The 11,939-nt window shown below is 37.5% G+C and carries 8 protein-coding genes; 4 read left to right on the plus strand and 4 right to left on the minus strand.

Features of this window, described 5'->3' with window-relative positions:
* Positions 1-7 precede the first annotated feature (7 nt).
* Both rplQ and ACE1OF_RS01180 read left to right on the plus strand, forming a co-directional pair.
* A complete protein-coding gene (gene rplQ, locus ACE1OF_RS01175) occupies positions 8-412 on the plus strand; it encodes a 50S ribosomal protein L17 (RefSeq protein WP_448892068.1) in 405 nt (134 codons plus the stop codon).
* Between the two features lie 166 nt (positions 413-578).
* On the plus strand, positions 579-1,478 hold the full coding sequence (locus tag ACE1OF_RS01180; protein ID WP_448892069.1) for a phosphoribulokinase: 900 nt from the start codon (positions 579-581) through the stop codon (positions 1,476-1,478).
* A gap of 291 nt (positions 1,479-1,769) precedes the next feature.
* On the opposite strand, the gene ACE1OF_RS01185 is transcribed toward ACE1OF_RS01180, so the two are convergent.
* The 3 genes from ACE1OF_RS01185 to ACE1OF_RS01195 all read right to left on the minus strand — a co-directional run bounded on the left by ACE1OF_RS01185 (position 1,770) and on the right by ACE1OF_RS01195 (position 6,445).
* Entirely contained in the window at positions 1,770-4,877 is a 3,108-nt protein-coding gene (locus ACE1OF_RS01185) for an efflux RND transporter permease subunit (RefSeq protein ID WP_448892071.1), read from the minus strand.
* Positions 4,878-4,886: 9 nt separating this feature from the next.
* Positions 4,887-5,975 (minus strand): efflux RND transporter periplasmic adaptor subunit, encoded by a 1,089-nt coding sequence (locus ACE1OF_RS01190; protein ID WP_448892072.1) that lies wholly within the window; start codon positions 5,973-5,975, stop codon positions 4,887-4,889.
* A gap of 110 nt (positions 5,976-6,085) precedes the next feature.
* Positions 6,086-6,445, minus strand: coding sequence for a DUF3802 family protein (locus ACE1OF_RS01195; RefSeq protein ID WP_448892074.1), 360 nt, complete (start codon positions 6,443-6,445; stop codon positions 6,086-6,088).
* 406 nt (positions 6,446-6,851) lie between these two features.
* Between ACE1OF_RS01195 and ACE1OF_RS01200 the strand changes: the two genes are divergently transcribed.
* Positions 6,852-10,778, plus strand: a complete 3,927-nt coding sequence (locus tag ACE1OF_RS01200; RefSeq protein WP_448892076.1) for a rhombosortase-dependent M36 family metallopeptidase — start codon at positions 6,852-6,854, stop codon at positions 10,776-10,778.
* A 96-nt stretch (positions 10,779-10,874) separates the two neighbouring features.
* A complete protein-coding gene (locus ACE1OF_RS01205) occupies positions 10,875-11,402 on the plus strand; it encodes a hypothetical protein (RefSeq protein ID WP_448892078.1) in 528 nt (175 codons plus the stop codon).
* A 65-nt stretch (positions 11,403-11,467) separates the two neighbouring features.
* Here ACE1OF_RS01205 and ACE1OF_RS01210 read toward each other — a convergent pair.
* A partial coding sequence (locus ACE1OF_RS01210; protein ID WP_448892080.1) for a 2-oxoadipate dioxygenase/decarboxylase family protein occupies positions 11,468-11,939 on the minus strand: 472 nt, incomplete at its 5' end.

Genomic DNA, 11,939 nt, shown 5'->3' on the forward strand with positions numbered 1-11,939 from the left:
TTAACACATGCGTCATCGTCAAAGTGGTCGCCAGTTAAACCGTAATAGCAGTCATCGCCAAGCGATGTTCCGCAATATGGCAAGCTCTTTAGTTAAGCACGGCGTTATCAAAACGACTGTTGCTAAAGCTAAAGAACTACGTCGCGTTGTAGAGCCTTTGATTACATTGGCTAAAACCGACAGTGTTGCAAATCGTCGTTTAGCATTTGCTCGTACACAAGACAAAGAAGTAGTAGGTATTTTATTTAATGAACTTGGTGAACGTTACCAAGAACGTCCAGGTGGATATACTCGCGTTTTAAAATGCGGTTTCCGTACTGGTGATAAAGCGCCTATGGCTTATGTTGAATTAGTAGACCGCCCAGCAGTTGAAGAAATTGTTGAAGAAGTTGAAGAATCAGCAGAAGCTTAAACACTAGTTTAAGTTTCAATCTTTAAAGAAATAAAAACCGAGCCTTGGCTCGGTTTTTTGTTTCTTGACGTTAGCGGCAATTCCCCGTATAAAATAGCTATCTTTTTACTTATACTAATTAAGACATTATTTTCTTTATTTAGTATTATTATATGAGTTTATATACATGTCATCACGAAATCCCATTATTGCAGTTACAGGATCCTCGGGTGCAGGTACCTCAACGACGACTTCCGCGTTTGAGCATATGTTTCGCACGTTAGGAATAAATTCAGTAAATATTGAAGGTGACAGTTTTCACCGTTTTTCACGTCAAGAAATGGACTTAGCTAAACGAAAAGCAAAAGAATCGCATACCAATATTAGTTATTTTGGTGATCTTGCCAATGATTTTGATGCTTTAGAAAAGTTATTTAAAACTTACGGAGAAACGGGCAAGGGAATGATGAGACGCTATTTGCATACCTTTGATGAAGCCGTCCCTTATAATCAAATGCCAGGTACTTTTACGCCTTGGGAAGAGTTAGGTGAAGGCGCAGACTTATTATTTTATGAGGGATTGCATGGCGGTGTTGTCACTGAAAATAATGATGTTGCAAAGCATGTAGATTTACTTATTGGTATGGTTCCAATCGTTAATTTAGAGTGGATTCAAAAAATTGTTCGCGATACCAAACAACGTGGTCATAATCGTGAAGCGGTCACTGCCAGTATAGTACGAAGTATGGAAGATTATATTTCTTTTATCACGCCACAGTTTTCTCGTACTCATATTAATTTTCAACGAGTACCAACAGTTGATACGTCAAACCCTTTTAGTGCCAAGGCAATTCCTTCATTAGATGAAAGTTTTGTTGTGATTCGCTTTCGTGAAGTTAAAAATGTCGATTTTCAATATTACTTGCGCATGATCGATGGTTCATTTATGTCACGCGTAAGTACTTTAGTTGTTCCTGGTGGCAAAATGGGTCTAGCGATGGAATTAATTTTGACGCCGCTTATTCGTGATTTAATGGAACGAAAAACACTCGCTAATAAGCAGTTAGATTGGATGAGTGACTTATAATATACCCGCTCCACTTGAAGATGCAGGATTCAGCTGGAATTAGAAACGCCTTTAGGTAAGGCTGAGGAAATCATACCCTGCGTTACATTTCTTTTTAAGGGAACAACCATTAATAAAAAAATGCGCCTTGATTATGAATCGCTCAAACTTCCTGAAACGAGCATCTTCAAGTGGAACGGGTATATAGCCATTAATCTAATTTGTATTAGCCCAAACCAGTTCAAGTGTACAGAAATGGTTTGGGTATTCATGTTCAGTTAATCACCCTCTGAGAGTTTTGTAATATATAACTTAAGCATGACTTACTGCTTGTCGTTTGCTGTGCGATTTTTTCATCGACAGTAAGTAGATTGCGGGTACAATATACATGGATAACACGGCCGAGAACATCAAACCCCAAACAATAGAAGTGGCCACTGGAGCCCAAATAAGTGAGCTTCCTCCTAAACCTGTTGCTAGCGAAAATAAACCAGCCACTGTAGTAAAAGTAGTAATTATAATAGGTAGCATCCGTCTTCTTGCCGCGTAAAATGTGGCATGAAGCAGGGACATACCCTCATCAATGTTACCGTTCGCTTTTGAAATCAATACAATAGCTGAATTTACTGCGATTCCTGCTAATGCAACTATGCCATACATAGTAAATAAACTTAATGGATTAGTGGTAACAATTAAACCTAAAATAACGCCTGTAAAGGCCATTGGAACTGTTGCTAAAATCATTAAGGGTTGAAAATAACTACTAAATTGGGTTGCTAAAATTAAATACATTAGTGCTAAGCCAAATAAAAACAGCAGACCAATGGCGTCCATGCTTTCTTGAATGTCATCGAGTTCACCTGAAAAGTCTAAATCAACATTTGGATATTTTGCCATAATGGTCGGCCAGTATTCTTGTAATAATTTATTGGCTTCAACGGTGTTAAGTTCAGCTTTGTTGATATCTGATTCTAAGGTTATTGTGCGCTTAAAATTGTAGTGTCGTAAGTTGCCTTTTACCTGTGCGGTAGTAATATTTACTAATTCACCTAAAGGAACTTTATTACCATTGTCTAGTGGTAACTGCATTGCAAGTACGTCTTCAATATTGTCAAAACTTTGCTCTAGAGCCTTTGCTGATTGTACTCGCACCGAAACTTGGTCACCTTGATGCTGAATTTGACTCGCTATTTCACCGTCAACTAATGACTTGATCGTGCGCATCACAGTATCTGGTCTTATACCTGTACGGTAAATAGCATCATTGTTAAGTTTCAATGTTAAGCCGTAGCGACCAGCACTATCATCGTCACTAATGTCCATAAAGTGTGGATTACCACGCATAAAATTAGTTAACTCATCTGTTGCTAATCTCAATTCACTGTAATCATTGCCACGCACTTTTACACTAATCGGTTTACTGGTAGGAGGGCCGCCTGCAAGGGTTAAGAATGAAATATTCATCGGGCCAGCAACGCTAGTTACATCAGCTCGCATTGAGTCAATAATTTCATCAACAGTACGGTCTTTATTACTCGCTGGATTTAAACTCACGAGAATTTGGCCATAATGGTCACCAAACAATGGTTCCATTTCAGTAAATTGCTGCCCAGCGTAACTCACTATGGTTCTAACTTCACTTTTTTCAACATGCCTATTGACTATGTTTTCTATCGTTAATGCTTTATTTAAAGTACCTTGTAATGATGTACTGGTGGGCATACTAATATTGACATAAAATAAACGTAACTGGTCTGATGCAAAAAAGTCTACTTTAATCATTCCTGCGACTAAGGCGCCAATAGCCATAATAAACAACAATACTAATATCAGAATAGCGCGCACAGGTTTACGTAATACTTTTAGTAATCCTTTACAATATTTAACACGAAGCCAATGGGTTAATTGATGGCGCAGATATTGTACCTTTGATGGTTTAGTAAAGTTAAGTTTGCTTGCCATAATGTGCCCTGGCAGCATCCAAAATGCTTCAATTAAGCTTATTGCTAATGCAAGGGTAACAACCATCGGGATAACCATCATAAATTGGCCTAGAATGCCTGGTAGCAACATCAGCGGTAAAAATGCCGCCATTGTCGTTAATACCGAGGCAGTTACAGGGGCTATTACTTCAAAAAGACCATCATGAATTGCTTTAAATACATTGCTACCGCCATGTCGTAATCGGTTATAAATGGACTCTACCACGACTACTGCATCATCAACCAACATACCAAGTGCAATGACAATACCCAAAAATACGGAGGTGTTTAAGGTTTGCCCTAAAATATCAAGTACAAAAAAAGTACCAGCGAGCGTGAATGGAATGCCAATAGTAATCAGTATCGATATTTTACTGCCTAAAAACATCCAACTAATGATCATTACGAATAACAGACCAAAAACTGCATTTGTTTGCATTATATCTAAGGCATTTTTAGTAATGAGTGTTTGATCATCTGCTAAAGTGACAATAACTGATAAACTGTCGGCATTTTTATTTTTCTCAGCAATATAATCATTGATGCGCTCAACAAGCTCGAGAGTGTTAGATTTTTCTCGCTTCATTATAGCAAGCATGACGGCTGGTCGACCTTGATAACTTACTAATTTATCTGCTTTTGCTCGGGCACGAACAACATTAGCAATATCGCCAATACGTACTCGCTGAGTTAAATGATTACTAATAATAGGGAGTTGAGCAACAACATTAGGATCAACAGTTGTGCCATCCACTCGCACTAACCAGCGTTCAGCAGCAATATTGGCAGACCCAGCAGAAATGTCTTGAAAAAATAAGCGAATTGTATCTGTTATATCAATGGGCGATATACCAAGGGCTTGTAATTTATCGACGTCAAAGCGAATTTGCAATTCTGGCTCATATAATGCTGTTGGTTGTACTCTGTCAACCCCTTTTATACGAGCTAAATCACGTTCAATTGCGCGTGCCTTTTCCCGAAGGTTTTCATCATTGGCTGCGCTATGTACTAGTACAGTGGCACTTGGGAAGGCATTAGATGAAGTGACTTCAAAAATAAGTGGTCGTTCAACTTCAATGGGAAGTTTATCTTCAACATTTTGAATTTCACGGCGTAAGTCTGAAACACGCTTATCAAAAATGCGATCACCCACATCTTGAAAGCGAATTAAAATACTAGAAATACTCTCGCGCGAGTTACTTGAGACGAATTTCATATCTTGTAGTTTTTCAATTGCCTCTTCCATAGGCAGCGTTACCTTTTGCTCAACATCTTCAGCAGATGCACCAGGTAAAATAGTTGTGATTTGGATCCAATTGAAGTTAACCGTAGGGTCTTGCTCACGGGGTAAATTTTGATAACTAACAAAGCCAACTAATAGCACTAATGCAAAAGTTAAATTAGTAAAAACATGGTTCTTAATTAAACGAATAAGCATGTTTTATTCTCACCTAGTTTGATTATTAGTGACATTGAAATTAACTGTCATACCATTACTGACACGATGTCTGCCATCAACAATAATTAGTTGGGTGTTTGCAATAGCTAGCTCAAAGGGGCGACCTTCTTGTGCGTTTGGTAATGTAATGAATTTAGCTAACTGTTCTGCTGACTCTGTTCTATTTTCAATAACAAAAATACCATAGTGTCCGTGACGTTGAGTGAGTAAATGGGCTGGTAAATAACCGCGTATACTCTGCCAGCCAACTACGCCATTCATACCTGCTAATATGTCGCCATTACTGTTATCATTTATTGTAAAAGTGACAACTTGAGAATGACTATTTTGATTTACGAAATTAACCATATGTTTAATGGTTATGGGGTGTTTTTTCTCGTTATGAATAAAGTAATACGTGCTAGCTTGGCGTAAGTGTTTCATGTGTTCAAGTGGTATTTGTGCTTCAATTTCTATGTTACCTTGTTCAAGCACCTTTACTAATGCATCACCTGTATTGACATAATCACCTTCGCTGATCATACGGGCAGTAATAATCCCATCAAATGGGGATAATACTTGACAACGCTGTACGGCTAAATTAGCTGTTTTTTGCTCTTCAATTGTCTGAGCAACCTGTTCTTGGGCAATAGTAACTTGCACTTCACTTTCATCTAGTTCAGCTTCACCTATGTGGCGATTTTTTTTCAACTGTACTGCACGTTCAAAATTACGTTTGGCCAAACGTAACTGCGCTTTATTCATAGCTAATTGTGATGCTTGCTTAGCTAAATAAATGTTCTTATCTTGGCAGTCCAAAGTCACCAGTATTTGCCCTTTTTTAACTATGCTACCTAATTGAACATTGATATTGATAACTTGTGCCGCAATTTGCGCAGGTACTTTTGCGTGATTAATCGCTTGAACTAGCGCTGTAGCTTTATTCTCAGGATAAAATAATAATGATTGAGCTTGTGCTACGGTGACTTTTTGACTATTTTTTGTTGAAGTATTGTTAGATTGAGTAGCTAAAGTGGAGTGAGATATTAATAATAATGAAATAATAAATGTAAACGAGCGCAAAGGTGAAGCCACCATGGTTTTTCCTTGTGATTAGCTAATAATATTCTGTAAAAATATTTATTATAATGACAGTTATTTAGTTAATCACCAAGTTAACAAATATGCTTCTTACATTTTTTAAACAATTAATTATTAGTTGCTAATAAAGAATTTATTTCGGTATCAAATAGATTTTTAATTAAGGATGAGAATTCTTTAATAAAAATAGCTTGCTGTTCAGATATTGGGTTGTTGAGGACCCTGGCTAACACTTCTTCAAGATCACAAACAATTGTATCAACTTCACTAATAATTGCGTTGCGTTGATTTGGTGCTAGTGCTTCGTTTTGATTACAAACAGAAATTATTTGTTCACTTAGTTCTTCTTCAATTACTGTCATAACCGTGTCAGCATTAGGATCTACAGGAAGCATATTCTCAAATAAACTTAAATGTTCAGTTAAATATTCAATTAAATAAATGTAACCTTCTTTGTCTGTAACCATAATAATTCAAGGCATTTTTTTGGGACATAAGTAGATTATAACAGTAAGTAAGGATTTTTTTGAGGTCCAAGATAAGAATAATTACTTTTGTCACCTAAAGACTCCGTTTGGAAATATATAATACTAGAATTACTTGAATGGTTTAAGATAAACGAGGTAATTATAATTAAAAGGTATTTTTGATAGTTACAGCAACAAGTAGGGACTATATATCGTAATAAACGTTTACTTTTTAGAGCACTGTTGTGAATATTTTAATACGAACGTTTGTAAATAAGATGTAATATTTATGTATACATGCTGTTTTTTATTACTATTTTGGTTTAGTGTGTTAATCGTATATCACAATAAAATAAATGAATTAATCATTTGCTAAGAATAAAGTAATAATACTAAAGGAGTTTTCATGAATTTAAAAAAATCACTTGTTGCCAGCGTTATTGCAGCAGCACTTTCAGCAACAGCAACAGGAAGTCTCGCTGAAAATTTTAATGTTCCAGCTAAGATCAAATCACCAAAAAATACCCCTGCGCAAAAACAAACGAGCCAAGACTCGATAAATGGAATGACAAACCAATTTGACGCCCAACTTGGTAAAACAACATTCCAATGGGCTGCCAAGCAAGCCACGAAACCGAATATGGGGGCTATTGCCGTCGATCATCAAAATGCTTTCGCAGCAGATTTTTATTTAAAGCAGTTAACGGGTGCTAATAAAGCGAATGAAAATTTAGGCAAGCCTGTATTAGCGAATATACATGACTTGGGGCGTGGCGCAAAAATAGCTAAATACAAACAAGAAGTTGCGGGTGTTGAAGTGTTTAATCGCGAATACAACATCATGATGGACAGAGAGTTCAACTTAGTTGCTTCGTCAGGTTACTTTATTGGCAAATCAGCGAATAAGTCAGCCGTTTCAGTGATTAAAAATATTGATAGTGCTTTTGGTCATTCTGCTAGTTCGATTAGTGCCGCATTTTCAGCAATGGGTGGAGATAGTAGTTCAGTGACACTTGTTGCTAATATTTCAGATGACAAGTACGAAAAATTTAAAGTAAACAATACTTCAAATAGTAAAATAATACTTGGTGAACCAAGGGCTAAAAAGGTATTTTTTGAGCATAAAAATGAATTAATCGCTGCTCATTATGTCGAAGTTGAAACTGGAGATTTTGATAGTCGTAATTCAGAATATTATGCTTATGTTATATCAGCGAAAACAGGTGATGTTTTATTTAAAAAGAATTTAACCAGTCATGCCGCTGATTTTAACTACCGTATTTATGCTGATGCAGACGGAAAACCATGGGATAGTCCGCATGGTAATGTGATGCCTGCACCCGCTGGTAGTGATGTTGATGCTTATTTAACAGCAGAATATTTAGATGCCCCTTTAGTAACCTTATCACATGGCCCAATTAGTACTAAAGATGCTTGGTTAGCTGATAATGCAACAACGACAGAGGGTAACAATGTTACAGCCTATGTTGATGCTGTGCCACCACAAGGGTTTACGAATGGTGATTATGTAGCAGAAGTGACCACGGCTAATACCTTTGATTATAAGTACAATGATGCAGAAGCAGAATACTCAATGAACAATCGTAAAGCGGCCATTGTTAACTTATTTCTCATGAATAACTACTTACATGATGATTATTATGATCATGGTTTTGATGAAGCCGCGGGTAACGCTCAGGCACTAAACTATGGTCGTGGCGGTGTTGAAGGCGATGCTCTTAATGTAGAAGTACAAGATAATTCAGGATTTGATAATGCAAATATGTCTACGCCAGCCGATGGTTCTTCACCCCGTATGCAGATGTATTTATGGGAAACCACGCAAGCTGTTAATGGCGTTGATTATGGTGTAACGGCTACTTCACATGCGAGTATAGGCTTATTAGAGTACGTACAAATTTCTAGTTTTGGTGCCGATGTGTTTTCAGTTTCAGGTGAGTTAGTTCGTATTGAAGACGGTACGGAACCTACTCGTGATGGATGTGAAGAAGCCATCAATGGTGCCGATCTTGTTGGCAAAATCGCAATTATCGACCGTGGTTCTTGTAATTTCACCGAGAAAGTTAAAAACGCTCAAGAAGCAGGCGCTATCGCTGTGTTGATAGCAAATAATAAAGACGGCGATGACCCATCTGCTATGGGAGGAAGTGATGATACGGTTACCATTCCAAGCATGGGAATTTCACAAAATGAGGGTGCTGCTATTTATGCATTAATTGATGCTGGTGAAACGGTTTCAATTGAGATGTTTAAAAATGACCTCTCTCGTGTATTTAAAGATAGTTCTTGGGACAATGCTATTGTTGCTCATGAATGGGGGCACTATATCAGCAACCGCTTAGTGGGCAATGGTTCAGGCCTAAGCAGTAATCAAGCTACCTCTATGGGGGAAGGCTTTGGTGATTTTCATGCCTTGCTTTTCGCTTCTGATGCAGATGATAATTTAGTGCTAGGCAATGAAAATTATGCTGGTAAATATGGTGATACAACCTATGTTGCGAGCTTTGTTTCAGGTATTCGTAAATATCCTTATTCTACAGATATGGATATTAATCCCGCAACATTTGCTGATGTTGAAGCCGATGCCGAAGTACATGCATCGGGTGCAGTATATGCAGCAATGTTATGGGATTCATTTATTGCTATGGTTAATGATGAACGTCATACCTTTGCAGAAGCAAAAAGCTTGATGAAAGACTACCTTGTTTCAAGTTATAAAATGATGCCGATGGCGCCAACCTTTACCGAGGGGCGAGATGCCTTGTTAGCGGCGGCATACGCTAATGACCAAGAAGATTATAAACTTATTTTAGGTGCATTTGCGCGCCGTGGTATGGGACTTGGTGCCGTATCGCCAAGCCGCTTTTCAACTGATCATGCTGGTGTGGTTGAATCATACAAAACTGATTTAGATACCTTTACTGTTACTGAACATAAGTTAAATACCAATTATGATGGTTTAACGTCGGGATATTGTTCAAATGATAATATTCTTGATGTAGGTGAAACAGGTACTGTTAGTTTTGCAATTAAAAATGGCGGTAATGCCGCCTTATCGGAACTATCTGGCACTGTTGTAGTTGAAAGTGATCATGACGTAACGTTTGCTAATGGTGGGGTAATTACTTTAGGTGATGTAGCAATGTTTGCTTCTGCTACGAGTGCGCCTATTGAATTTACGCTGAATGAGGCCAATACAGGTGATGAACTAATACTTAAGTTTGTTCCTGATCTTGTTGACGGTGTCGAAGCAGCTGAGTACTTAATATCAACAACAGTAAATGTTGATTTTGTACCTCGTGAATTGGTTGGTACAACACAATATGATGACTTAAATACGCTTTCGCGTTTGCATGATTTTACTGAAGTCGTTATCGATGGCGGTGAAATGGCCAATAGCACTTGGATGTTAGATCAATGGGATGCTGATGATGGCTTGATTGCTGCCACAGCTAATAGCTTTATCTCTGATGTTGCTTATCAAACACAGCCGATGGTAGTTGGTTATAGTGGTGATTATACGATTAGTTTCTGGCATTTATATAACATGGAAGAAGGTTATGATGGTGCCGTAGTAGAAGTACGTGTTAATGGCGGAGATTGGGCTGATGTTACTGACATGGGAGGTGAGTTTTTAGGTGATGGTTATACGGATACCGCAATATCTGACACTGAAGCTGGTATTGCAGGTCGTGCTACATTTTCAGGTTCAAATAATGGCATGGAAACCATTAACTTTGGTGAAAGCTTGAATGGTAATCAAGTTGAATTCCGATTCCGCTTAGCAACAGACTCAGCTTTTGTTCCTGAGCCAGATGATTATGGTTTTGATGCTGGATGGTATATTGATGATATAACTTTCACAAATATTCAAACTAGCATTTTCTCTGATATTGTTGCTGGTGATAGCTTTGCCTGTGATAATCGTTTACCTGTAGTGACTACAAGTGGTGATCAAAGTGTTAAAGAAGGTACTAGTGTTAGCTTATCTGTTGCCGCCACAGATGCCAATAGTGATACACTGATCTATAGTTGGGCTCAAGTTTCAGGAGCCTCAGTAACTCTCACGGGAAGTGATTTAGCGTCTGTCAGTTTTACGGCGCCAGACGTTTCAGCAAGTGGCGATGAACTTGTATTTGAGGCAACAGTTAGTGACGGTATTGATGATGTGGTTAATACAATAACAGTTAAAGTTACAGATGTTGCTACACAAACGACTCAACCGACCACTAAATCGAGTGGTGGTGGTTCAACAACGTGGTTAACTTTGTTACTGCTACCTTTAACTTTATTACGTCGTCGTAAGTATTAAATAATCTGAATTCAGGTTATTTAAAAAGTTTAGTGAATGAAAGCCAGCTTTTTAGCTGGCTTTTTAATCTATTTTAGGATGAGAAAGGGGTTTAAAATGAAAAATAATGACAATTTAATTGTTAGCTTTTGCTTCTGCTTTTTAATTACTTCATGTTCTCAATCAGAGCATAAAACGGTATCAGAAGCAGGTAACACTCAAGAAGAAGTAATTCTATCAAGCAACATAATTCAACATGATGAAAATACTAGAGCCACAAAAGAAGAAATAGAAGCAAAGCAGGCAACTTCAATAAAAAAGAGCAAAAGATCGATTTCATTCAATGGTGAAAAATATATATTTATGGGGACAAAACTACAAAAAGGAAGCAAGGTTCGCCAGATTAATATGTCTGAACAGGGAACGGTTAAAGGTACTTTTGTTGTAATAACGAAACCTGATGAAATACTGGATATACCCTATAAGAATATAACCAAAATAGCGAAAAATACCGTTAGAATTACGCCAAAGAATACAGACGATCTTATGGCTGTATATAATGAATTATTAGCGAATAAATCTATTACTAGGGTTGAGTTAGAAGTGGTTTATAGTGGGCGAAAAGGAGCTGCTGCTAGGTATTAAGTGCTGCAATAATAGAGTCACTCTATACCAGCACTTAATAAGTACTGGTAAAGAAAAAACATTTGTTACGCAACAGCATTGGTACTTTCAAAAATTTTATCTGCAGATTCTGCAACAAAACCAGTATAAAGTTCGCCATTAGCAAGAGGATAACGTTTAGCAAATTCGTAGAAACAGCTAGGGATTTCGGCGTTCTTATCAGAAAACTCAACTAATGCTTTATCGGCTAAAGTAGATGATTGTTCTAGCTTAACAGCATCATCACCCTTAATTTCGCCGCCATTACTATTTAACGCGTAGCCTGATTTTTTCAAGCGTTCATTAACATCGATAATGCTATGATAACTTTCTAGATGGTTGATGCTAACAGTAAAGTGATTTGCACGATAACCCCAAGCGGCTAACCAAGCAGCATACTCACTCTCAGCTAGTAATGTTTGATAATCTTTAAAACTAATTTTCCATGGTCGACCTGAATATAAAAAGTTGGGTTGCTCACTTATATTGTCGGGTAATTGTTCAACTAACGAGTGGATT

Source organism: Colwellia sp. E150_009, from assembly GCF_053543955.1.